The organism is Spirobacillus cienkowskii (assembly GCF_037081835.1).
In the GTDB taxonomy this organism is placed as follows: Bacteria; Bdellovibrionota_B; Oligoflexia; order Silvanigrellales; family Silvanigrellaceae; genus Silvanigrella; species Silvanigrella cienkowskii.
In genome coordinates, this window is record NZ_CP146516.1 from 1,382,223 (window position 1) to 1,405,923 (window position 23,701).

Below are 23,701 nucleotides of genomic sequence, written 5' to 3' on the forward strand. Positions count from 1 at the left end.
TCTTTAGTAAAATAATTATAAATTTTAATTTGTTAAAAATATTTATTCTTTTCATTTTAAAGCAATTATTCTCCATTTAGATTAACCAAGAAATCATTTTAACTTATTTTTGATAAATATATGATACATATTCATTTAAATTTTAATAGAATTACTCTAAAATAGAAGATAGTAGAGTGTATTTATACCTTTTCAACATTTAAGCAAACTACTCCTAAAGAATAAGAAAATGCAGACTTTTTTAACTTTATCTTGCAAAGTTCGTATTTGTCAAGTAAGGTAAGAACTCGAATTGAATTTTGAGATTATTCTTTCACAACTCTTTAATTTTAAAAATTTAAACACTTAAAAAGTTTGTACTCTGTTACTTCTGCGAACTTTTTTACACGTTAAGGATTGCAAATAAATGAAGCAAAAATGGTCTGATCAAGAATTAGAAGAGCAGTATACAATTTTACCTGAAGAACTTGTTCTTTTAAAAGATATTCGGGAAAAAACAACTCCTCCATTCGCAATTCTTATTACATTTTATAGAAATGAAAAACGATTTCCAAAATCTATGAGTGAAATTCCTAAACCCATTTCTGATTACATATGCACGCAACTAGGTTATTCAAAAAAAGAAAAATTTTTTATGGTAAAAACAGCGAATTTGCATCAAATCGCATAGAGGAATAAGAACTTTCCGTATTGGCATTGCATCTACTGCAATCATCGTTAGTATATATTAACACTCTTATGATTCAAGATGTCTTATCTGAAAGCTATTGGTTTAGTCTCATGCAAAAAGATGATTTTAGAGCTATAACTCCATTACTATATAAACAGCTTAACCCATATGGAAAATTTACATTAGACATGAATCTAAGAATTCCATTAAAAGAATCAGATGTAGCATAATTTGAGGTAAAAATGTTAGACATTAAAAGAACACCTCCACCCAAAAAAGCTAAAGAAATTGCTAAAATATTAAAATCTGAGTTTCCTAATTATTTTTATTTAAAAGATGTTTTTAAATTTTTACGAAAAGAACTAGAAATCAAAGTGGAGAAAAAAAGTAAAAAACTTCCTTATGTTCCAAACGAGGAAGAACTTAAAAAATTTTATAATTCTGTTTGGAATTCAAAAAATTTCAAAGACATGTTGATTATTAAAACTCTTCTATACACCGGAATAAGTGTATCTGAACTGACTAATATAAAATTAGAAGACGTTGATTTTGATAAATGTCAAATAAAAGTTATAGAAGGTAAAGGAAAAAAAGATCGAATAGTTCCTTTTCCAAGTCAATTTAAAGAAATACTCATGGGATACATGCAGACAAATAAACAGAAAAATGGGATATACTTATTTGAATCTTCTTGGCATAAAAAATATACTACTAGAGGTATTCAAAAAATGTTTAAGAAATATGTAAAAGAAGCAAATATAATGGGAAATTTAACTCCGCATAAAATGCGTCATTATTTATTTCGATGGCTTAAGACCCAAGGTATTGATGATGCTCTTATTCAACCCTATTCTGGGCATGAAACTAGACAATCACTTGAAATTTACTCACGTTTGACTATTCATGAAGCACAAGCTGCTTATAACGAGAAAATAAAAAAATTTCCTTTATAATAAATAGCTTATAAAGAACTGACGTCTGGTTGCAGCGTCCGGCTCATAAGGCCTAGTTGTATGGAATAATCGATCCACACAACACTACGCGGTGGAGGACTATTTTCCGCAGCACCGAAAACTGCATCGCATCATGTTCTCGGCTGATAATACATTTTGAACTATAACCCAGTTTGCTAATCAGTACATAGACAGCTTCTAGTTCATAGACCCTCTAGTGCTTAATGCATTGGTAATATTTGAATCACTCGCACCAGCGCTTAGTGCATTGAGAGCCGTATTGATGGCTTGCCAATTTAAAGTTATCGTTTTGCTATCTGAAAGATTGATATCGCTAGAACTACGAAACTCCATAGTAAAATTGCTATTTGTAGTAAAAGAAACTGCTGCTGTTGTAAAAGACGCTGCAGAATGCCCTGAACAATGGTTATCGATATAGATGCGAAAACGAGTTACAGGCTTAGGATTTGGCACATTCACGGTTCCAAATGAGCCACCGCTCGTTACATTTAAAAAACCTTTTTGCCCAACACGATCGTCACCACTTACATCATCATTGTCAGGGTCTTGGGAAAGATCGGACGCTTCGGATTCGCTAGAATTTTTAAAACGCACTCTTTTAATACAAAGTGAAATATTACTTGTTGCAGCCATTGCTGGCTTAATAAAGATTTTGCTCATAAAATCAGTAATAGGGCTTTTTATATAATTTGGTTTGTTTAAAGCGGTGTAAGTGGCAAACGAAACCGTTAATGTAGTCCCGTTTGAGGGGTTATTTTTGTTGCACCCAATTAAAAATGCGCTACACAAAAACAAAGAAAAAGTAATTATTGCTAAAGTCACAACATTAATGTTTTTCATCGATAACTCCCTTTAGGCTAAAAATTAAAATTTTGATCAGTTTAATCTAAAAATTCGTTATTGGAGAGCGGTAAGGATCTGCGCGCCTCGCGGCGCGCAGATCCTTACCGCTCTCCAACCATCGAAATAAATAGTGACGCATTTTATAAAATGACGTCTGGTTGCAGCTGGGTGCTCAAAAGGCCATTTCATCTGGAATCTTTTTGCGACAGAACCTTAAAAATATATTGTTTAAAATTATTAAAAAAATTATAAGTATATTGTGGCATATTGAAAGTTTTTCGATATTTTAGACCATGGAATATATTATGATTATTAATAAAATTCATTATATTTGGATAGGTTCATTACTTCCAGAAAAGTACATTTACAATATTTCTTATCCATATTTTAATAGCAATAATGAAATCTATATTTGGACAGATCAACCTATTAAGAATGAGATCAGATTTCGTAATTATTTAAGATATTCGTTAAACACTCAAATGAAAAGATTGTTTTTTTATGATATTAAAATCTTAGACTCATATTGCAAAGAAATCCTTTTTCCTAAATTAGATTTTATTGAAAGAAAAACTTTAGTTGATACTTTGATATTAGAGTACTCTTTTTATTCTGATCGCAGAATTCCACAATACGATCTTGCCGTTTGCAAAAGACTAGGCAATCTTGCGACATTAAGTGATATTTTGAGACTCATAATTCTATATAAAGAAGGAGGAATGTATATTGATTGCGATAATACTTTTAGAAAACAAGCAAACTACAATAACAATCTAAACAGCAATAGATCAGTGCTCAAAATAAAAAATACTAAAAAATTAGAAATCGATTTACCTTATATTAATAAACTCTATTCCCATCAGGCTTTTTTTGGAAACAGTATTTTAGCTTCACTTCCAAGATCAGAAGGCACATTAATAGCTATTCGGAATACTTTAAAAGTTATAAAAGATCATTCAAAATATTTTACTTATAAAAATTTTCTTAGAGATTTATATATAGAAAATTCTCAATATAAACATTTTTTATATCAGTTATTAAAAAATAAAAATATTAATTTCGATTCAGATTTACGTCGGTTTGGAAAATTTAAACCAACTATGCATAGTGAATCTAAGTTTTGTATAAATATGATGATTTCATATATTTATCCATATGTTACCTTGGCAATAATGATCGGCCCTAAAGTGATTGCAAATTTTGAAGAAAATTATTGTGATACTCTATCAGATATTTTTCCATTTGAACCGGAAGCTATTATTAATGTAAATTCTGATCAAGAATGGCTTTAAAATATTTGTAAACTCACAATGAAGTTTCATTCTTGGTTCTGTTGCAAAGATATTGAACCTCTAAGCCGGTAGCTTCGTTTTGACGCCACTTGAAGCCAGAAAATAATTTTTTTCCCTTTAAAAGGCCTTTTGAGCCGCCATCTGCAACCAGTCGTCATTTCTCAAAGCAGGTCGATACCCCTATTTGAGGTACTAAATTTCCAAATTGGATTAAAATTCATTCTTCCAAAACTTTCACACATCATAATGCTAGTTATCATAAGTTAAATAATTATACATGTTGATTTATTTAATTTACTAAATTTAATAGTATAAATTTATATTTAATTTACTAAATTTATACTTAAATTTAGTAAATTAACACAACGAAATTAAAAAGAGTTAAAAATTAAGGTTAGGAAGAAAATCAAGAAGTTAATTTTTTGACACTTTACAATATTTATTAATATTTTTAGATGTTTATATTTAATGATTCTACTTTTAATGTTAAAAAATAAGGCAATTGCTAAATTTAATTATCTAAGCAATAGGAGAGAGCGAATGAATTTTGATGATGCAATCAAAGCCCATGCAGGCTGGAAAGTCAAATTGAGTGTTTACTTAAAAAACCCTAATAAATCATTAGATCATAATGATGTTTGTAAAGATAATATTTGTGATCTGGGAAAATGGATTTATGGAGAAGGTGGATCAAAATACTCTGCTGATGAAAATTTTAAAAAATTAAAACATGCTCACACTGAATTTCATCAAGAGGCAGCAAACATTATAAAAAAAGCAGATGCCAATCAAAATGTTTCAGAAGAGATTACGCTTGGAAATAAATCAAAATTTATAACCTTATCAAATGATATTGTAACATTACTAATGAGTATGAGGAGGCATGAAAATAAGTAATTATTGATTTCCTTATGAAGAAATTCTTTGTATTTTTTTTAATTTAAATTTAGAATTATTTATGTTAATTTAAATTGTATAAAAAAATAATTAAATCATTCATTTAAGGAGAAATCAATGTCTTCAGCAACACAATGCCCTTTTGCATCGAATACAAATAAAAAAACCACCAATTCAGGCCAAAGCAACAAAAATTGGTGGCCAAATCAATTGAATTTATCAATTTTGCATCAACACTCTAGTCTTAGTAACCCAATGGATTGTGATTTTAATTACGCAACAGAATTTAGCAGTCTTGATTTAAATGCCGTGATTCAAGATCTTCATACCCTAATGACCAGTTCTCAAGATTGGTGGCCTGCCGATTATGGGCATTATGGTTCACTATTTATTAGAATGGCTTGGCATGCCGCAGGAACCTATCGCATTTCTGATGGCCGAGGTGGCGCTGGTACAGGGGCGCAACGTTTTGCCCCTCTTAATAGTTGGCCCGATAATGCCAATCTCGATAAAGCGCGAAGACTTCTTTGGTCCATTAAACAAAAATATGGTCGTAAAATTTCTTGGGCAGATCTTCTCATTCTTACAGGTAATATTGCCTTAGAATCAATGGGATTTAAAACATTTGGCTTTTCTGGAGGTCGTGTTGATATCTGGGAACCCGAAGAAGATATCGATTGGGGCTCAGAAACAACGTGGTTGGGTGATATGCGATACAGTGGAGAGCGTGAGCTCGCTAACCCACTTGCCGCAGTGCAAATGGGATTAATATACGTAAACCCTGAAGGGCCAAATGGAAAACCCGATCCCGTTGCCTCAGCAATAGATATTCGCGAAACATTTGCCCGAATGGCAATGAACGATGAAGAAACTGTCGCCCTGGTTGCAGGAGGACACACGTTTGGCAAATGTCATGGAGCAGCAAGCGCCACACATGTAGGTCCTGAGCCCGAGGGGGCAGGGATTGAAGAACAAGGATTAGGCTGGAAAAACAGTTTTGGTAGCGGAAAAGGTGGTCATGCAATAACAAGTGGCATAGAAGGAGCATGGACGCCAAACCCTATTCGTTGGGATAATGGTTATTTTGAAACATTATTTAAATATGACTGGGAACTCACCAAAAGCCCTGCTGGAGCCCATCAATGGAAACCCAAAGGCAACGCAGGAGCAAATGACGTTCCCGATGCTCACGATTCTAAAAAACGCCATGCACCTATGATGACAACAGCCGATCTTGCTCTTAAAATGGATCCTGCTTACGAAAAAATATCGCGTCGCTTTTTAAAAAATCCAAAAGAGTTTGCTGATGTCTTTGCGCGTGCTTGGTATAAATTAACGCATCGTGACATGGGACCTTTCACGCGACATCTTGGCCATTTAGTCCCAAAAGAACCACAAATTTGGCAAGATCCAATTCCACCAGTGGATCATCCTTTGATTAACAAACAAGATGTCAAAGCTCTAAAATCAAAGCTCCTTTCATCAGGAATATCGATCTCGCAACTTGTTGTCACAGCATGGGCTGCTGCAGCAAATTTTCGGGGTAGTGACAAACGCGGCGGTGCTAATGGTGCTCGATTGCGACTGGCTCCACAAAAAGATTGGGAGGTGAATAATCCTTCAAAACTTTCAAAAACGTTAGCAAAACTTCAAACAATTCAAAAAGAATTTAATGCCGATCAATCAAACGGCAAAAAGGTCTCACTTGCAGATATTATTGTGCTTGGTGGTTGTGCGGCAATCGAATCCGCCGCAAAAAAAGCAGGGTTTGATGCAGAGGTTCCTTTTATTCCTGGGCGCATGGATGCAGCACAAAATCAAACAGACGTAGATTCATTTTCTGTGTTAGAACCGAGAGCAGATGGATTTCGTAATTACTGCTACAAAGGGTGTGAGACTGCCTCAATAGAAAATTTTATTGATAAAGCACATCTACTAACACTCACAGCACCTCAAATGACAGTACTTATTGGCGGCATGCGGGCATTAAATGCAAATTATGATGAGTCACCTCATGGTATACTCACCAAAAGACCAGAAGTATTAAACAACGACTTTTTTATCAATATTCTTGATATGGGTATTGAATGGAAAAAATCGACATCTCATCCTGAAATTTTTGAAGGATTTGATCGCAAATCTGGAAAACAAAAGTGGACAGGCACTTATGTTGATCTCATTTTTAGTTCAAACTCTCAGCTTCGTGCACTTGCAGAAGTTTATGCAAGCAGTGATGGATTGCATAAGTTTATTCAAGATTTTATTAATGCATGGGCAAAAGTGATGAATTTAGATCGATTTGATCTCAATCAATTTTAATGACATTAAAAAAATGAATTTAAATTTTATAACAAAAAATTCAACCCTCTTTTGAACATGGTTCTGGTTGAACATCATAGCTATGCGTGACTTGTTTTGAACCTTGTTGTTCTGCGAGAATGAGAGAAATATTTTTCTTGGCTTGTTCAGGCGAAAGCATATATCTTTCTGATGCCCACAACACTATCATTGAAAATGCCGCCAATACTGCAAAATCTATACCAACAGGAATTATTTTTAATCCACCATCAAATTCACCATATCGTGTTAAAACACATAAGCCTGCTAAATAAAATAAAATCCAAGTTGCATTTTTCCACGTCGGCAAATTGTCTTTTAGTTCTTTAAGATAAATAAGGCGTGATAAGTAAATTAAGAAACCAATTATTACTGCTACAAATAGCTTACTTATAATTGTCCAACCAGACCAATACAGCAAAAGATTACAAATATAAAATGCAATAAAACAAAAGACTTTATACATTGGTAATTTAAATGGACGGTGTAATTCTGGTTGCTGTTTTCTTAGTGCAAGAATACAAATAGGCACTATTGCATACCCAGCAATCATGGTTGAAGACAAAAATCCCACCATCCCTTGCCACCCAGGAAATGGCAAAAACGCGAGCATGCCTAATGCAAAATTGACCCAAACACTCGTGATAGGAATACCACGCTTATCGATTTTTTTAACTTGGCTTGGTATGTAGCCATTAGCACTCAATGCATACAAAACACGCGCACTTGAAGCTGTATAAACTATACCCGCACCAATTGGAGAAACGATGGCATCAATATAAAGAGTCCACGCTAACCAAGACACGCCGAGCACTAAAGCTAAACCAGCCAAAGGTCCTGCATCACCCGTAAAAGACAAACTTGCCCAGCCATTTTGTAATGATTGTCCAGGTACAGCCATTAAAAAAGAAATTTGTAATAAAATATATATCGTTCCGCCCAATAACACTGAGCCAATAATTGCTTTAGGGATATTTTTTTGTGGATCGCGCGTTTCGGCTGCCATCATAATACCAATTTGAAATCCATTAAACGAAAAAACAATTCCAGATACTGCCAATGCAGACAATATTCCATGCCAACCAAACGGAGCAAAACCCCCCGTGGCTTCGAGAGTTAAATTTTGAGTGCCTTGTGAACTTAAGAAAAAAATAAGAATCGCTAAAGAAGGAACAACAATTTTCCAGATACTAAAATATTTATTAGTTTCTGACATAAACTTTACGCCACGTGTATTAATATAAACCAAAACCAACATGAGTACGATTGCTGTAATGTAACCAGAACCAGTTAAATGATGGATATTGTCTTCCACTCGCGTTAGCGACGGAAAAAAGTTGGTCATATATTGAATTGTTGCTTGCACTTCAATTGGAGTCAAAACTAAAAATGATAGCCAAGAAATCCAGCCAAGTAAAAATCCTGCTAATTTACCATGTGTAAAAAATGGATAGTTTGCAATACCTCCAGCAATTGGAAATAATGTTCCTAATTCTGCAAAAGTGATTGCAATTATTATGATAAAGAGAGTTGCAATGATCCAAGAAACAATTGCTGCAGGACCCGCGAGTTGGGCAGCATATAAAGAACTAAAAAGCCACCCAGAACCTATCATTGCTCCAATTGAAGCAAATAAGACTCCGCTAGCACCTATTTGTCTTTTAAATTGCATATTTCCCCTCTCTAAAGCAAAAGTCTTTCTAGTGTCATAGCAACACATGGTTTATATGAAAATTAGAAATTTGTCTAACAAAACTAATAAATGATACTTATTATTCTATTATATTCTAATAATTTCAAAATGTTAAATTTATAAAATAATGATTACGAGAAAAAATAGACAATTTAATTGAAGATTGTTAACGTTCAATCTTGATTCTAATAGAACTCTTTATAATTATTGTTTTTATTAAATTTTGTAAAGGAATATAAATGAAAGGCGACCTTCAAGTTATCAAAGCTTTAAATGAAGTTTTAACAGGGGAATTAACTGCAATTAATCAATATTTTCTTCATGCAAAAATGTGTAAAAATTGGGGTTTCCACAGAATTGCTGAAAGAACATACAAAGAATCAATTGATGAAATGAAACATGCACAAAATCTTGTAGACAGAATCTTATTTTTAGACGGCATACCAAACTTACAAAAGCTTGATAAGCTCAATATTGGTGAAAACGTAAAGGAACAAATTGAATCTGATTTAGCTTTAGAGTTCTTAGCAGTTGAACGTTTAAAAAAAGGTATTGATGTTTGTTTTGCTGCAAAAGATCATACAAGCAGAGAACTTCTTGAAGAAATATTAGAAGACGAAGAAGAGCATATCGATTGGTTAGAAACACAACTTAACGTAATAAAGAGCATTGGTTATGAGTATTATTTGGCTCAACAGCTTCTTGAGCATTCATCGTAAGTTCTACTATTTTTGTAAGCTCTTTGTTTACAATTTTTTCTAATGATTGTAAACAACAGCCACATCCACTTCCTGCGCCACATTCTTTTTGCACACCCTCAATGGTATCAACACCACTTTGCACAATTTTTTTTATTTGATTGCACGAAACTCCATAACACAAACACATCAGCATTTTGCTATACCCCTGAACATATTTGTTATTTTTCAACTTCGGTTTCTAATTTAATGCACTTGAGAATTATTATCAAGTTTTTTTTGACTGTTCATTTATAATAAATAAAACTAGCCGCTGTTTCTAACGTGCCAGAGGTATTTGTGTATCAAGCTCATAAAAAAATTGTTGTTATTATTGGAGGAGGTGTTTCTGGTTTGAGAACTGCGCAACTTCTTGCCCAAAACTCTGCAGCTTCATTTTCTAAAATTATTATTATCGATAAAAATAGCACTATTGGCGGTGTCTTACAACATACTCAATCTAATGGCTTTCTTTTAGAACATGGTGCACAAGGAGTTCTTTTCACAAGACAGCCTTTTTCTGATTGTATTCATGAGCTTGGAATTGAACACGATCTTATTATACCCAATCCTAAAAAACAAAAACGATTTATTATGACTCCCAATGCTTGTGTCCCTTTAACTTTTAACTTTTTTAAATTATTAAAATATAAGTTACTTTCTATTTCTGATTTGTTTAAAATAATTTCTGAAGTTTTTTTAAAAAAACCTAGTAATTTAGAAGTTTTTTTTAACGAAACACTTTTTGCTTTTTTTGAACGTCATTTTGGCAAAAAATTTGCACAAACTTTTCTTGTTTCCGTAACTTTTGGGATATGGGGTGGAGGATCTCGTAAACTTGTTGTAAGGCATGTGTTACCTAAATTAAAACAAATTGAAATCGGTTATGGTAGCTTATTAAAAGGATTTATATTTTCTAAATTTAGTAATTTATTTCAAAAAAAATCTAAAAAATCAACTAGCGGTTTAGCAAGTTTTCGCGATGGGATGAGCTTTTTTACGCATACTCTTTTGCAAGAGTGTAAAAATTTATGTAAAAAAAATAATATTGAATTTGTACTTCATTTATCTTGTAATGTAATTTCTATAGAAAAAAATAATTCTCAAATTAACATTCAATATCAATCAAATTCAAGTTTAGATCTCAACAGTTTATTACAAACTCTTGCTTGCGATATTGTTGTTTATACAGGACAACCATGGCGTGATGATAACTTTAAAATTTTACAGTCTTCAGAAGTTTCATCAGAAGAAATAAACCATGCACTCAATACTTTAAGAAAAATAGATTCACACAGTATTGCGGTAGTTGGTTTAGGCGGCAAAGTACCTCCTTTGCATAATTTGTATCCACAAGGATTTGGAGCACTTGCTGGAGAATGGTCTCAAGATATTTTAGGTGTGATATTTATTCACTCAACCTACTCTGCTCATGTGCCAGAAAATGCTTTTTTATATCGTGTTTTGCTTGGTGGAGAATGCAATCCTAAGATTAATCATATATCTAATGAAGAAATTATTGCCATTGCTAAACAACGACTCTTTCAATCAAAAATTCTTCCCGAAAATACCGAATTTGAATTTGAAATAGTAAAGCACTGGGAAAATTATATTCCTTTACAAACAGAACATCAAGATAGAGTTCATGAGGCGGTTTGGAAACTAGAAGCTTTGGTTCCTGGATTATTTTTTACAGGCAACTACTTAAAAACAGCGGCGGTTGCAGATTGCTTAGAGCAAGCTGAAATAGTTGCAAAAAAAATAGCTGCTTATTGCTCTAAACTATGTTAATTTAAATTAAAGATAAAAGTCTTGTAATCTTTCCCAATTATCACAAACACCCCACCCTAATAGCCCATATTTAATAGCAATTGATCCCCAGTTCCAGTTAGGAATATCCCACGAAGAAACTCCTAACAATGAAAACTCTGTTCCAAAATCTTGTTGGCATTTTTTAATTAATGTAATGCAAAATTTTTTTGCTTCTTTTTTACTTTGAAAAGTATCGTTTAATGATAGAGTATATCCATTAGAATACGATGGTAAAACAGCAAAGCCACTTATCCATATTCCGTTGTTGTCGTAAACTGTGATAAAATTTTTATACTCTTCTAAAATATTTGTTTTGTCTTCACCTTTTGCCCAATTCCAACCAATTCCTTCTATCGTCAGATATCTTTTATTAACGTTTTTGTTAATACAAAATAAATACGATCCATATGAAAAAGCTTGACTGGTATAAAAAAGGAAAATACATAAAAAAAATAAAAACTTTGCAGGAAAAAATTTTTTTGACATTATCACCTAATAAGAACTAATATTGCTAGAGTTGATAAACTAACGAACTTCATTCCAAGAAGTAATTATTCTGGATAAAAGTCCATATTCGAGTGCTTCTTGCGCTGTCATCCAATAATCTCGTTCGATATCTCTTCGCACACGTTCAATTGGTTGTTTGGTTTCTTTAGTGTAAAGTTCTGCAATTTTTTCTCTGGTTTTTAAAATTTCTTTTGCATGAATTTCAATGTCTGATGCTTGGCCTTGAATATTTCCACCAATTAATGGTTGGTGAATCAGCAGTCTTGAGTTTGGCATCGAGAAACGATATTGTGCATCAGCAGCAAGTAAAATAACCGTTGCAGCACTCGCTGCGAGTCCAGTTACAACTATTTTTACATCCGGTCTAATAAAACGAATGGTGTCATAGATTCCAAATCCTGAATTGACCTCTCCGCCTGGACTGTTTAAAAACAACCAAATCTCTTTTGTAGGATCTGCCGCTTCTAACGCTAAAAGACGTTCAATCACTTTTTTAGCAGATGCCGCGTGAATTGCCTCAGAAAGGACAATAATTCGTTGATCAAAAAGTTTTTTTTGGGTAGAGGCTTCCAATATTGAGGACAAATCATCGTGGTTCGGCATTTTAGCTCCTTCTCATTTTGTTATCTTTATTTTATAAAGCCAGCGCGTTCTAAAAATCGAGTTGAATGCTTACCTTGAACAAATTCAGGATGCTTCAAGACTTCTAAATGAAACGGAATGTTTGTGCGTATTCCATCAACTATAAATTCTTGCAATGCGCACTCCATTTTTTTGATAGCAAGTTCTCTATTGTCTGCGGTCACAATCAACTTAGTTAGCATAGAATCATAATAGGGCACCACAGTATATCCATGATACACAAAACCATCGACTCGAACCCCTAAACCGCCAGGGCTCGAATACGCAGTAATCTTCCCAGGCCATGGCGCAAAAGATTTAGGATCTTCTGCGTTAATTCTACATTCGATTGCATGTCCTTTAATTTTAATGTCTTTTTGTGTAAAAGGCAGTTCTTGATCCCTTGCAACCATAATTTGGATTTTAATCAGATCAATTCCTGTAACCTGTTCTGTGACAGGATGTTCAACTTGAATTCGTGTATTCATTTCCATAAAATACACGTTCCTATCATCGTCCATTAAAAACTCAACTGTACCTGCACCGTGATAACCCACTTCTCGAGCTAATGCTACGGCGTAGGAACCAATTTTATTGCGATCATTTTCAGATAATAAATTGCAAGGAGCTTCTTCTATCACTTTTTGATGTCTGCGCTGCACACTACAATCACGCTCTCCTAAATGGACAATATTGCCAAATTTATCTGCAACAATTTGAATTTCTACGTGACGAGGGTTTTCTAAATATTTTTCTAAATAAACTTCTGAATTTCCAAATGCCGCTTCTGCTTCTTTTCGACAGGTCAAATACGCTTTTTCTAAGTCGGCTTCTTTGTAGATAATTTTCATTCCACGTCCACCACCGCCGCCGCTTGCTTTCAAAATAACAGGAAAGCCAATTTCTTTTGCTGTGACAATTGCTTCATCTATCGTTTCTATCGCTGTTTTTGAACCTGGTAAAAATGGCAATCCAGCCTTTCGCGCAACTTGACGTGCGGCAACTTTCTCTCCGAGTTGCTTCATTTGCTCTGGTGTTGGGCCTATAAAAGTAAATTTACACTTTTTACAGACCTCTGCAAAATACGCATTTTCTGATAAAAAACCATACCCCGGATGAATGGCATCAGCGCCACTTATTTCTGCAGCTGCAATAATTGCTGGAATATTTAAATAGCTTTTTTTACTTTCTGCAGGACCAATACAAATGCTTTGATCTGCTAATTTTGCATGCAAACTATGAGCATCAGCTTGAGAATATATTGCAACACTTTTGATGCCAAGTTCTCTACATGCTCGTATGATTCTAACAGCAATTTCACCTCTATTCGCAATAAGAATCTTTTTCATAGTATTTGATATCCGCTTATTTTTAATTTTTTATTTACTTGGAGCCACAATAAATAATGGAGAACCAAATTCTACAGGTTTTCCATTTTCTGCGAGAATTGCAACAACTTCGCCATCAATTTCTGACTCAATTTCGTTTAAGAGTTTCATTGCCTCAACAATGCAAAGTGTCTGTCCTTTTTTAATTTTTGCGCCAACATCTACAAATGGATCAGAATCTGGACTGGGTGCTCTATAAAATGTCCCAACAAATGGACTTGTGATTGTTTCACCTTGAGGAGTATTATTTGAAGCATTTTGATTTGCTGTTAAGACTTGATTTTCCTGTCGCACTTCTAATGCGGCATTCGAATTTGTTTTTATTTCAGGAGTAGGAGTATTATTTTGAGAGTTTTGTGGTTGAAATACTGTTGTTTGCGAAACATTTCGAGCAAGATTTATTTTCTCTTCTGAAGACTCCGCCTGTATCACATCAAAACCATGTGTTGCCATTAAAGCCATTAATTTTTCTATTTTAGCCACATCAACCATTCTTGTAGTTCCTCTAAATTTATTCCTTCCGAGTCAAACAAAACGGAAGAAGTCGTATGTTTCTATTGATATATTTAAAAAAATACTTTTAAAGTACAACGTCAATAACAATATATAGATTTCCATAATTCTTTACGTAAAGTCAATAGCTTGAAAACTGTACTTAAGTTTACTCCAAAAAAAACTGGATACTGCGAAAATCACAAGTACCCAGCTATTTAAAATAAAACCAATTATTTTCGGTTTACTCTATCTACATAGACACCTTCTCGTGTATCAATTCTTAAAATGTCCCCTTCGTGAATATGAAAAGGCACATTTACGACAAGACCCGTTTCAAGCTTAGCAGGCTTGGTGCCCCCTGTTGCCGTATCCCCTCTGACTCCTAGAGTTGTTTCAACAACTTTAAGTTCAACAAAAGTATCTGTTTCAACACCAATTGGTTTGCCGTTAAAAAATACAACTTTAATCACAGAGTTTTCAATTAAATAATTTTTTGTATCAGCAACCTCTGCATTTGAAAGGGAAATTTGCTCAAAATTTGCTGTATCCATGAAATGATAACCCTCTGTATCATTGTAGAGAAACTGCATATTTCTCTCTTCAACATCAGGCTTTTCAAGTTTGTCGCCACTTTTAATGTTTTGCTCAACAACTTGACCAGTTCTTAAGTTTTTTACTTTTGTGCGGGTAAATGCTGCACCTTTTCCAGGACTAACGTGTTGAAAATCAACTATTATCCAGGGATCATTATTGATAAGAACTTTTAGCCCCCTGCGAAATTCGCGGGTATCATACATACTACTCATAAAGCAAACTCCTTTTCATGCGACCTTGGACGTATCATCTCCTCAGTAAAATTGCAACGAAAGAATAGGAAGCCTGCCTTGAAAGGAAATAAAGGAAAGGTTATTCACATAAGGTTAACTTGTATTTGTTTTCATTTAAGCCATAGCATTTTACATACGACTGACTTATCGCATCACAAAACCCTGCATAGACTTTACGATAGTTCTCACACAGCTTTTTTGCATCGGTGCCATAAAAGCTTGCAATACGATCTTTTCTTAACATTTCTGGCACATCAACAATCAAATCGACAGATTTCTCATTTGTGCACGAAAAAGTACTGACAAAAGCCAACGCGTGCATCGCAAATAGTTTAAATTTTTTTTTTGTCACCATACTTTTATCCTTATTTTTTTTCTCTTATTTTAAAATACCTCCTTTAACGCTTACGATCAATCAATACTGACAGATTACCATTCTAATCCAAAACCTGTTTGATATTCCGTCACACGGGTTTCAAAAAAGTTTTTCTCTTTTGGCAGATCCATAATTTCATTCATCCATGGAAATGGAGTTTCTTCTTCGCCATAAATGGGATCTAAGCCAATGCTTTCAATACGTCTATCTGCGATATAGCGAATGTATTTAGAAAACTGTTGCTTTGAAAGTCCTAAAATATCTCGTGGCAACGCATCCGCAACAAAAGCGTCTTCAAGCTCAACAACATGCTCTATATTTTGTGACACTTCGTGCTTTAACTGTTCTGTCCAAATGTCAGGGTTTTCTTCAATATATTGATTTATAAGTTTTGTACCAAAACGACAATGCAAACTTTCATCTCGCACAATATACTCAAGCTGTTCGGCTGTACCAACTAAAAGATTACGGCGTTTAAAATTAAGTAACAAAACAAACGCACTATAAAATTGCATCCCCTCCATACCTAAATAATAAGCACAAAGATTTTTTAAAAATTGCGCGCGACCTTGCTGTATTTTGGTAGTAAAATTTTCACTTAAAATTCCTTCAAAAAATTGAGCTTGAAAATCATGCTTATCTTTTATAATACCAACTTTTTTAAATTCTCCAAAAACTTCTTGCTGATCCATAGAAAGCGATTCAACAATATGAGAATAACTCCAAGAATGAATGCTTTCTTGAAAAGCTTGAGCTGTTAGATACTGACGGCACTCAGGATTTGTGATGTGCTTATAAATAGCCATAATGATATTATCACCAACCAACACATCAGTATTTGCAAAAAAACTTAAAATCTTTTTAATTAAATGACGTTCATCATCAGTTAAATAGCCTTGATTTTTCCATTGCGCAATATCTGATGACATCGAAATTTCTTGCGGTAGCCAATGATTTTTACAAAGATTCTTAAACTCTTCCCATGCCCAAGGATATTGAAATGGCATCAACTGCGGTCTTACTTCATTTATCAACATTTTTATCTCCTAAAAAATTTATAAACCATGACTGATTATTGACACGACTCACATTCTGGATTGTCAATCGAGCACGCTTTAATTTCTGAAGACAAGGTCACATTTCTTTTTTTAGAAGAAAGACTTGATTTTTCAACACTTGTAGCTGCAATTGTTCTTAAATAATAAGTGGTTTTCAAACCACAATGCCAAGCATAACGATACATTTCATCAATTTTTCTACCGCTTGGAGCAGACATATACAGATTTAAACTTTGTGCTTGATCAATATGCACTTGACGAACCGCAGCACAACGAATCAATTGTTCTGGATCAATATCAAATGCTGTTTTGTATAATTCTTTGATCTCGAGTGGTAAATTAAGAGATTCTAAAGAACCATCATATCGTTTGAGCTCACGTGCAAGTTCTGCATTCCACAATCCTAAAGCTTTGAGATCATCAATTAAATATTCATTAATAATCGTATAATCACCGCCCATGTTACTTTTAACATAGAGATTTTTATACGTAGGTTCAATGGATTGTGTGCAGTTTGAGATGTTTGAAATTGTCGCTGTTGGTGCAATTGCCAAACACAAACTGTTTCTCATTCCATTTGCAACCATTGTGCGTAACTCATCCCAATTGAGATCAAAATTGAATCCATCTGCAGCAAGTAATTTTTCGCAAGATTGTGACTGACCCTTAGAATCTATAAACTCTGATGGGATTGTTGGTAATAAAACATGAGCCCCCAATTCGGTTATGGTGTCTTTAGGAACTTGTCCTTTTGACCATGTCAATCCTAAAAATGTAGAGTAAGAACCACGTTCTTTTGCCAATTCTGCCGAAGCTTTGACAGCATGATAACTAATAAATTCTGCTATTTTTTCTGAAAGCCATAAAGCTTCTGGTTTGGAGTATGGAATTTTCTTCATATACAAAACATTTTGAAATCCCATAAACCCTAAACCTACAGGACGATGACGGTGATTTGCTGTGGCTGCAGAAGCAATTGGATAAAAGTTTTCTGTAATCACGTTATCAAGCATGCGCATTCCAACTTTAACCGCATTTGCTAGCGTTTTTGCTGGATTTTCTGACTGAAAAACTGCTTTTAAATTGATAGAACCCAAATTACAAACAGCTGTTTCTTCTGAATTGGTATTTAATGTAATTTCTGTGCATAAATTACTGCTATGCACAACACCAACATGACGTTGCGAGCTGCGTAAATTACATGGATCTTTGAAAGTAACCCAAGGATGACCTGTTTCAAAAATCATCGTTAAAATTTTACGCCAAAGCTGCACTGCAGAAACTTTTTTATAATTTTGCATTTGTCCTAAAGCGGCTTTTTTCTCATATTCTTCGTAAAGATGTTTAAATGTAATACCATATGTATCATGCAAATCACTCACTTCTGAAGGACAAAACAGAGTCCAATCAGCATTGTTTTCAACACGTTCTAAAAACAAATCAGGTATCCAACTTGCTGTATTCATATCGTGTGTACGACGGCGCTCATCGCCTGTATTTTTTCTGAGTTCAAGAAAATCTTCAATATCAAGATGCCAAGCTTCAAGGTACGCACAAACAGCGCCTTTGCGCTTGCCACCTTGATTAACTGCAATAGTTGAAGAGTCTTGTACTTTTATAAAAGGAATCACACCTTGTGAACGGCCATTTGTTCCTTTGATCCAGCTACCGCTTGCACGAATATTTGTCCAATCATTGCCAAGTCCACCCGCATATTTAGAAAGCATTGCGTTATCAGAATACTGTCTATAGATATCAAGCAAATCATCTTGAGTTGTTGTCAAAAAACAAGAAGACATTTGAGAGTGATTGGTTCCTGAGTTAAATAATGTAGGAGTACTTGGAACATACAGCATTTGAGAAATCACATCATAAAATTCTGCCGCACGTTGTGTTGCCTCTTGTGCATTCCCTTCGGCTAATGCCACTCCCATCGCAATGCGCATCCAAAAGTGCTGAAATGTTTCATAGCGCATTCCTTTTTTGTGCAGTAAATAACGATCATAAAGAGTATGAGCACCTAAGTAATCAAACAAATAATTACGCTCATGACGAATACAAGAATTTAAATAAATCAAATCGAGCTCACGCAATCGTCTTGATAATTGGCCATTTTCTGTTCCGTAATGTACATAATCAGCAAGTGTTGGGTATTGTTTTTGTTGTTCTGGCAAACTCGAAATGTCAGTTTTTAAGCCTATTGTGCTAAAAACTTCTAGTCGCAGCTGTTCAGACAAAACACTTGCCGCAACATAAGAATACTCCCTACCCAACTCAATCAATGGACGAACATCAAGTATAATATTCTGCAATGAAGCAGAAAAATTAACATTCGATAGATTTAAATCAGAAAAATTGACTTTAGGATGATAGGGCCTGTAAGAGGATGTTGCCATGTAAATCTTCTCCAAATGGTGTACACGTTATTCCATTTCATTATTTTTGGAAAAAGCTGCAATTCATAACACCGTATGAATGAATGGTGTAGCATGCCGTAGGAATTCATCAACCGCAAATCTTCTATAGTGAAAAAATTGCGGCACCTTACATAGAGTAGGATGAAAATGCCGACACTTGTTATATATAGTGTTAGCTCATCCGAAAAGACGCTGTCAATAGCGTCACGGTGAAATTTGTCGCTATAATTTTCTTCAATTTTTTTAGGTAATAATCTAAAAAAAGCATATAAAATAAGCAAAAAAACTCTTAAAAACGAAAATAAAAGGTGCCTGAAGAATGACAACCTTTTGACAGCGATTTCTATTTCTTAATCAACGAGATAAGTCAATTTGCAGGAGAGGTCAAGTCTATCGATTGGGTGTTGGTGTAAAAAATATCTATGGAATTTATAAAACGAATCAGACTATCTCCAGTTTGTTGTCGATCTTCTTCTGTACGCAAAGGAACTCTTATTTTTTTTATAATTGAAAATTTTTTTGTATCAACAAAAGCGGAATCAATATATTTTCCTGCATGAGACCAATAAATTAAGAGTACAAAAGACGCATTGAGATCATATAGCTTTTGTCTTGGTAAAGCCGAAAGAGCAGGCATTGTTTCAAAAACAAATCGAAAAGATGGCGTAACTTCAATAAACGATACCTTATCAGAAGAAAAAGTACGGGAAAAGGTACCATGCGTGCAGTTTGCAGAAAGGACGCTTGGCATAGTTGGAGGAAGCATAACAACAGCTGTTTTAACTTCTTGTCCATTTACAAATACCACACAATGTTTTGATGCTTTAATTTTTACAGGATATTGTTTAACCAAATACGGAGCCGCAAGAGCGGTGAGATGATCAACTTTTTCTCCTTCAGATTCTAAGACCAAAAGCTCTTTCATACGAAAAGTCAAATATTTTTCAAAAATTAATGCAAAATCTTTGGCTCGCAAATCAGAATATCCAATTTGTGCCATAGCTGCCCAATATGCAAGATTTCCATAAGAAAATGCAACTGACATTTGATTGTCTGCAAGCAACTCGACTGCATTTTGCATATATTCTCGAGAAAGTTTTTCTGCTTTTACAAATTCTTGAGAATCTATTAAATTTTTTAAATGCTCAGAATATTTTGTAAATCGTTCTTCTAAGTGAATTTTTTCTTTATCTGCAATACTATTAAATAACCAAAAACGATTCAACTCTAAATTATGCAACGCTTCAATAGCTGTTTCTTTACCAATTCGTTGCGTAAAAGGGATAGAAAAATAAGGCAACCAATATGGGTCATCAGATGCATACAAGACATACGTTTTTTTTGAAAAAAACTTACCTTTAATATTAGTATCAACCAATTCAGTATTTAAAATTATCTGAGATGAACGACAACCAGAAATGAACAACGCAATTGATAACAAAAATACAGGCATCAAATTTTTATACATAGATTTTAGAAAAAACAAAAAAACCCCTGACAACCGCTTTTTAGGTCGATTTAAGTAACAATTATAACTATTTTAAAAAAGTATAAAAATCAATAAAAATTAAGGCTATACAAGACAATTCAAAAGGTATTTTAACCAACAGGTTACATTTCTCACTTAGTCAAGGTATGTTTTTAAATGATATCATGATTTAGCAGCTAACTTAGTTAATAATGCATTATTATTAGATATTTAAAACTGAGGCCGTAAAATGAATGAAAACACCGAAGCCAACACTCACTTACCAAGTATAAATGGCTACCAAGCACCACAAAGTGCCAAAAATAACGAAGAAGTCAACGAAAGCTTTACAATTAGCGCAGAAGAAGCAGCACAAATTTTAGGAGTAAACCGCTCAAGACTTTCACAGCTCACTCAAAAAGGGGTTTTTGCATTTGAAAGAAGAAAAATAGAGACAAGAAATAGATTATTTTATAGGCTCAATGACCTTCTTTCGCATCAACGTTCTCAAATAGGACTCCAGCAGCTCATACCTCAACCGACTTTCCCTCAAACCAAAGTCTTCTCTTCAACTGAATGTCAAAATAACCAACAAGAATTATTAGACTCTAACTCAAAGCATCATGCCAGCACGTATTTAAAGAGCAGCAAAAATGTTTTACCGCTAAGACAAAAAGTTCTCCGATCTGCCCAAGAGATGCATCACAACATAAAACAAAACCAAGCTCAGTCTTTAAATAAGGCAGAAATACAGACCATAAAAGAAATTATAAACAAGCAGGATATTACATTAAAAATTTTGATAAATGAAAAATCAAAAACCGATCATCATTTTGATCATAAAATTCAACAAAACTTGCATTCTATCACACAGTGCAAAAATATCTTAAATTTGTTAAAACAAGATGTTGTATTAATGTTTGAGAGTATTCAAGAACTATCAAAAAATTTGTTAAAAGAAAATAAAATTAAAAAATTTCAAAATAAAACTAAACCCAAATATTTAAAAAAACAGCCTAAATAAAAACATTATCTTTATTTAGGCTGTTTCCAAAGTTTATTTAAATAAAGTGCTACTTATTTATTTTCAGCAGCTCTTTTTGCTTTGTATTTTGCAACCATATCTTCTTGAACGTTGCGAGGAACTGCAGCATATTTTGAAAATTCCATCGAAAACTCACCTTTACCTTGAGTTCCCGAACGCAAATCCGTAGAGAAGCCAAACATTTCTGTTAAAGGAACTTCAGCTTCAATTTGGCAATAACCACCATTTCCAGATGATCCCATAATCACACCACGGCGCTGATTGATAAGACCCATCATTGTTCCTTGAAACTCTTCTGGTCCTTCAATACCAACTTTCATAATTGGCTCAAGAATAACGGGTTTTGCACTGAGATAGGACTCACGGAAACCAGTCATCGCACATGTTTTAAAAGCCATTTCGTTTGAGTCTACTGGGTGATGCAAACCGTCATTAACAATAATTTTAACACCAACCACTTGTGCGCCAATCAAAAGACCGGTTTTTATTTGCTCAACAAAACCTTTTTCACAAGCAGGGATAAATTGTCTAGGAATTGAACCACCAACGGTTTCATCATGAAACTCATAAACCTTATCACCGGCATCAACAAGTGGCTCCATATAACCAATAATACGCGCAAACTGCCCAGAACCACCAGATTGTTTTTTATGCGTGTAATTGATTTCTGTGCGTTGAGTTAATGCTTCGCGGAAGTTCACTTGAGGTTTACCAACAATGGTTTCGCAATTGAATTCACGTTTCATGCGTTCTACATAAATTTCAAGATGGAGCTCACCCATACCAGCAATAATTGTTTCTCCAGATTCTTCATCGCGAGAAACGCGGAAAGTTGGATCTTCTTTAGTAAACTTATTCAAAGCTTTAGAGAAGTTTGTTTGCCCAGCTTTATCTTTAGGCGCAATTGCCAAAGAAATAACGGCATTTGGAACGTACATCGAAGCCATTGTGACGTTAGACTTGCCATCTGTAAACGTGTCACCAGAAGCACAATCAACACCAAATAATGCAACAATATCTCCTGCTGAAGCTTCTTCAATGTCTTCCATTTCGTCAGCATGAAGTCTTACAATACGTGGCACTTTAACGCGTTTTTCGCTTGACATGTTAATCACCATGTCGCCTTTTTTAACTGTTCCTTGATAAATACGCATAAATGTCAACTGACCGTAACGGGTTTCATCAAGTTTAAAGGCAAGCATAACAAGCGGTAATGCAGGATCTGACTTAAGTTGTACAGGCGCCTCATTTTGCGATTGATCAAGGGCTTCGTTCATCACTTCATTTGGAGCTGGAAGATAGGATTGCACAGCATCAAGCAATATTTGCACACCCTTATTTTTAAACGCAGAACCACAGAATACAGGAGTAAATTGCAAGCTAATAACAGCTTTGCGCATCACTTTAGCAGCTTCTTCTGCTGTAACGTATTCATCACTTAAAAACTTTTCAGCCAAACCATCATCAAAATCAGCAAGAGCACCAATAAGGTCGCTACGGCGAGTTTTTGCTTCTTCAATCATATCGATTGGAATTTCTTCTTCGCGAACGTTCTCACCATTTGAGCCATCAAAATAAAAAGCTTTCATGGTTAAAAGATCAACCACACCTTGGAAACGGTCTTCAGCACCAATTGCCATTTGAGCCATCCAAGCATTATGATTAAGTTTTTCACGCAGTTGTTGACAAACGCGGTATGGGTTTGCACCTGCCCGATCCATTTTATTAACAAATGCAATACGAGGCACACGATAACGACGCATTTGGCGGTCAACAGTAATTGACTGAGACTGCACTCCAGCAACCGAGCACAAAACAAGAATTGCACCATCTAACACGCGTAAGGAACGCTCCACTTCAACTGTGAAGTCCACATGGCCTGGGGTATCAATAAGGTTGATCCAGTTATCTTTCCATTGGCAAAATGTGGCAGCCGATTGAATCGTAATCCCTTTTTCACGCTCAAGATCCATGCTGTCCATTGTTGCGCCAACACCAGACTTTCCCTTAACTTCTTCAATTTTATGGATTTTCCCAGTATAAAAAAGAATACGTTCGGAAAGAGTTGTCTTTCCGGAGTCGATATGGGCAGAAATACCAATATTTCTTACACGGGAGAGGTCTTTAATTGTCATGATTAATCCAACTTAACATAAAAATGGTTAAAATTTCAGTCCAAAACAAAGGACGGGAAACACGCTCTGTGCTATCTGATTTTTGCTCAGATTTCAATAGTCATTTTTA

21 protein-coding genes and 1 pseudogene are annotated in these 23,701 nt (G+C 34.5%); 9 read left to right on the top strand and 13 right to left on the bottom strand.

The window, feature by feature from the left end:
• Positions 1-406: 406 nt before the first annotated feature.
• From Spiro2_RS06060 to Spiro2_RS06070, 3 genes and pseudogenes are all read left to right on the top strand, one after another.
• Positions 407-670 carry a DUF4158 domain-containing protein gene (locus Spiro2_RS06060; protein WP_338637714.1) on the top strand — a complete coding sequence of 88 codons (264 nt, stop codon included), beginning with the start codon at positions 407-409 and terminating at the stop codon, positions 668-670.
• Positions 628-900, top strand: a pseudogene (locus Spiro2_RS06065) (Tn3 family transposase); the annotation flags it as partial. The gene Spiro2_RS06060 and the pseudogene Spiro2_RS06065, both read left to right, overlap by 43 nt.
• Before the next feature lie 12 nt (positions 901-912).
• Positions 913-1,623 (top strand): tyrosine-type recombinase/integrase, encoded by a 711-nt coding sequence (locus Spiro2_RS06070; RefSeq protein ID WP_338637718.1) that lies wholly within the window; start codon positions 913-915, stop codon positions 1,621-1,623.
• A 198-nt stretch (positions 1,624-1,821) separates the two neighbouring features.
• Here the strand turns inward: Spiro2_RS06070 and Spiro2_RS06075 are convergent, their stop codons facing one another.
• Positions 1,822-2,484 (bottom strand): hypothetical protein, encoded by a 663-nt coding sequence (locus Spiro2_RS06075; protein WP_338637720.1) that lies wholly within the window; start codon positions 2,482-2,484, stop codon positions 1,822-1,824.
• 308 nt (positions 2,485-2,792) lie between these two features.
• Between Spiro2_RS06075 and Spiro2_RS06080 the strand changes: the two genes are divergently transcribed.
• From Spiro2_RS06080 to katG, 3 genes are all read left to right on the top strand, one after another.
• Positions 2,793-3,779, top strand: a complete 987-nt coding sequence (locus tag Spiro2_RS06080; protein WP_338637722.1) for a glycosyltransferase — start codon at positions 2,793-2,795, stop codon at positions 3,777-3,779.
• A 540-nt stretch (positions 3,780-4,319) separates the two neighbouring features.
• Positions 4,320-4,676, top strand: a complete 357-nt coding sequence (locus Spiro2_RS06085; RefSeq protein WP_338637723.1) for a CZB domain-containing protein — start codon at positions 4,320-4,322, stop codon at positions 4,674-4,676.
• 117 nt (positions 4,677-4,793) lie between these two features.
• The gene (gene katG / locus Spiro2_RS06090) at positions 4,794-6,995 is read left to right on the top strand and encodes a catalase/peroxidase HPI (protein WP_338637724.1); all 2,202 of its coding nucleotides are present in this window, start codon (positions 4,794-4,796) and stop codon (positions 6,993-6,995) included.
• A gap of 40 nt (positions 6,996-7,035) precedes the next feature.
• Here the strand turns inward: katG and Spiro2_RS06095 are convergent, their stop codons facing one another.
• Positions 7,036-8,685, bottom strand: coding sequence for an APC family permease (locus tag Spiro2_RS06095; RefSeq protein ID WP_338637725.1), 1,650 nt, complete (start codon positions 8,683-8,685; stop codon positions 7,036-7,038).
• Between the two features lie 260 nt (positions 8,686-8,945).
• Between Spiro2_RS06095 and bfr the strand changes: the two genes are divergently transcribed.
• Complete coding sequence (bfr, locus tag Spiro2_RS06100; protein ID WP_338637726.1) at positions 8,946-9,425, top strand: bacterioferritin; 480 nt, start codon at positions 8,946-8,948, stop codon at positions 9,423-9,425.
• Here the strand turns inward: bfr and Spiro2_RS06105 are convergent.
• The gene (locus tag Spiro2_RS06105) at positions 9,358-9,600 is read right to left on the bottom strand and encodes a (2Fe-2S)-binding protein (RefSeq protein ID WP_338637727.1); all 243 of its coding nucleotides are present in this window, start codon (positions 9,598-9,600) and stop codon (positions 9,358-9,360) included. The genes bfr and Spiro2_RS06105 overlap by 68 nt on opposite strands.
• 143 nt (positions 9,601-9,743) lie before the next feature.
• Between Spiro2_RS06105 and hemG the strand changes: the two genes are divergently transcribed.
• On the top strand, positions 9,744-11,234 hold the full coding sequence (gene hemG / locus Spiro2_RS06110; protein ID WP_338637728.1) for a protoporphyrinogen oxidase: 1,491 nt from the start codon (positions 9,744-9,746) through the stop codon (positions 11,232-11,234).
• A 6-nt stretch (positions 11,235-11,240) separates the two neighbouring features.
• Here the strand turns inward: hemG and Spiro2_RS06115 are convergent, their stop codons facing one another.
• The 9 genes from Spiro2_RS06115 to Spiro2_RS06155 all read right to left on the bottom strand — a co-directional run bounded on the left by Spiro2_RS06115 (position 11,241) and on the right by Spiro2_RS06155 (position 20,430).
• Complete coding sequence (locus Spiro2_RS06115; RefSeq protein WP_338637729.1) at positions 11,241-11,741, bottom strand: hypothetical protein; 501 nt, start codon at positions 11,739-11,741, stop codon at positions 11,241-11,243.
• A gap of 39 nt (positions 11,742-11,780) precedes the next feature.
• Positions 11,781-12,365 (bottom strand): ATP-dependent Clp protease proteolytic subunit, encoded by a 585-nt coding sequence (locus tag Spiro2_RS06120; RefSeq protein ID WP_338637730.1) that lies wholly within the window; start codon positions 12,363-12,365, stop codon positions 11,781-11,783.
• Positions 12,366-12,391: 26 nt separating this feature from the next.
• Complete coding sequence (gene accC / locus Spiro2_RS06125; RefSeq protein ID WP_338637731.1) at positions 12,392-13,732, bottom strand: acetyl-CoA carboxylase biotin carboxylase subunit; 1,341 nt, start codon at positions 13,730-13,732, stop codon at positions 12,392-12,394.
• Between the two features lie 30 nt (positions 13,733-13,762).
• Positions 13,763-14,263, bottom strand: a complete 501-nt coding sequence (gene accB / locus Spiro2_RS06130; protein WP_338637732.1) for an acetyl-CoA carboxylase biotin carboxyl carrier protein — start codon at positions 14,261-14,263, stop codon at positions 13,763-13,765.
• A 233-nt stretch (positions 14,264-14,496) separates the two neighbouring features.
• Positions 14,497-15,063, bottom strand: coding sequence for an elongation factor P (gene efp / locus Spiro2_RS06135; RefSeq protein ID WP_422398032.1), 567 nt, complete (start codon positions 15,061-15,063; stop codon positions 14,497-14,499).
• A 109-nt stretch (positions 15,064-15,172) separates the two neighbouring features.
• Positions 15,173-15,448 carry a hypothetical protein gene (locus Spiro2_RS06140; protein WP_338637735.1) on the bottom strand — a complete coding sequence of 92 codons (276 nt, stop codon included), beginning with the start codon at positions 15,446-15,448 and terminating at the stop codon, positions 15,173-15,175.
• 74 nt (positions 15,449-15,522) lie between these two features.
• Complete coding sequence (locus Spiro2_RS06145; RefSeq protein ID WP_338637736.1) at positions 15,523-16,506, bottom strand: ribonucleotide-diphosphate reductase subunit beta; 984 nt, start codon at positions 16,504-16,506, stop codon at positions 15,523-15,525.
• A gap of 35 nt (positions 16,507-16,541) precedes the next feature.
• Complete coding sequence (locus tag Spiro2_RS06150; RefSeq protein WP_338637737.1) at positions 16,542-18,923, bottom strand: ribonucleoside-diphosphate reductase subunit alpha; 2,382 nt, start codon at positions 18,921-18,923, stop codon at positions 16,542-16,544.
• 388 nt (positions 18,924-19,311) lie between these two features.
• Positions 19,312-20,430 carry a hypothetical protein gene (locus Spiro2_RS06155; protein ID WP_338637738.1) on the bottom strand — a complete coding sequence of 373 codons (1,119 nt, stop codon included), beginning with the start codon at positions 20,428-20,430 and terminating at the stop codon, positions 19,312-19,314.
• 232 nt (positions 20,431-20,662) lie between these two features.
• Between Spiro2_RS06155 and Spiro2_RS06160 the strand changes: the two genes are divergently transcribed.
• Positions 20,663-21,436: a hypothetical protein gene (locus tag Spiro2_RS06160; protein ID WP_338637740.1), complete on the top strand. Its 774-nt coding sequence runs from the start codon at positions 20,663-20,665 to the stop codon at positions 21,434-21,436.
• 53 nt (positions 21,437-21,489) lie between these two features.
• Here Spiro2_RS06160 and fusA read toward each other — a convergent pair whose 3' ends face one another.
• A complete protein-coding gene (gene fusA / locus Spiro2_RS06165) occupies positions 21,490-23,592 on the bottom strand; it encodes an elongation factor G (protein ID WP_338634735.1) in 2,103 nt (700 codons plus the stop codon).
• Positions 23,593-23,701: the final 109 nt, after the last annotated feature.

Coding starts and splice junctions, on each gene's coding strand:
- Spiro2_RS06060 (WP_338637714.1), top strand. CDS start 407: ATGAAGCAAAAATGGTCTGATCAAGAATTAGAAGAGCAGTATACAATT.
- Spiro2_RS06070 (WP_338637718.1), top strand. CDS start 913: ATGTTAGACATTAAAAGAACACCTCCACCCAAAAAAGCTAAAGAAATT.
- Spiro2_RS06075 (WP_338637720.1), bottom strand. CDS start 2,484: ATGAAAAACATTAATGTTGTGACTTTAGCAATAATTACTTTTTCTTTG.
- Spiro2_RS06080 (WP_338637722.1), top strand. CDS start 2,793: ATGATTATTAATAAAATTCATTATATTTGGATAGGTTCATTACTTCCA.
- Spiro2_RS06085 (WP_338637723.1), top strand. CDS start 4,320: ATGAATTTTGATGATGCAATCAAAGCCCATGCAGGCTGGAAAGTCAAA.
- katG (WP_338637724.1), top strand. CDS start 4,794: ATGTCTTCAGCAACACAATGCCCTTTTGCATCGAATACAAATAAAAAA.
- Spiro2_RS06095 (WP_338637725.1), bottom strand. CDS start 8,685: ATGCAATTTAAAAGACAAATAGGTGCTAGCGGAGTCTTATTTGCTTCA.
- bfr (WP_338637726.1), top strand. CDS start 8,946: ATGAAAGGCGACCTTCAAGTTATCAAAGCTTTAAATGAAGTTTTAACA.
- Spiro2_RS06105 (WP_338637727.1), bottom strand. CDS start 9,600: ATGCTGATGTGTTTGTGTTATGGAGTTTCGTGCAATCAAATAAAAAAA.
- Spiro2_RS06115 (WP_338637729.1), bottom strand. CDS start 11,741: ATGTCAAAAAAATTTTTTCCTGCAAAGTTTTTATTTTTTTTATGTATT.
- Spiro2_RS06120 (WP_338637730.1), bottom strand. CDS start 12,365: ATGCCGAACCACGATGATTTGTCCTCAATATTGGAAGCCTCTACCCAA.
- accC (WP_338637731.1), bottom strand. CDS start 13,732: ATGAAAAAGATTCTTATTGCGAATAGAGGTGAAATTGCTGTTAGAATC.
- accB (WP_338637732.1), bottom strand. CDS start 14,263: ATGGTTGATGTGGCTAAAATAGAAAAATTAATGGCTTTAATGGCAACA.
- efp (WP_422398032.1), bottom strand. CDS start 15,063: ATGTATGATACCCGCGAATTTCGCAGGGGGCTAAAAGTTCTTATCAAT.
- Spiro2_RS06140 (WP_338637735.1), bottom strand. CDS start 15,448: ATGGTGACAAAAAAAAAATTTAAACTATTTGCGATGCACGCGTTGGCT.
- Spiro2_RS06145 (WP_338637736.1), bottom strand. CDS start 16,506: ATGTTGATAAATGAAGTAAGACCGCAGTTGATGCCATTTCAATATCCT.
- Spiro2_RS06150 (WP_338637737.1), bottom strand. CDS start 18,923: ATGGCAACATCCTCTTACAGGCCCTATCATCCTAAAGTCAATTTTTCT.
- Spiro2_RS06160 (WP_338637740.1), top strand. CDS start 20,663: ATGAATGAAAACACCGAAGCCAACACTCACTTACCAAGTATAAATGGC.
- fusA (WP_338634735.1), bottom strand. CDS start 23,592: ATGACAATTAAAGACCTCTCCCGTGTAAGAAATATTGGTATTTCTGCC.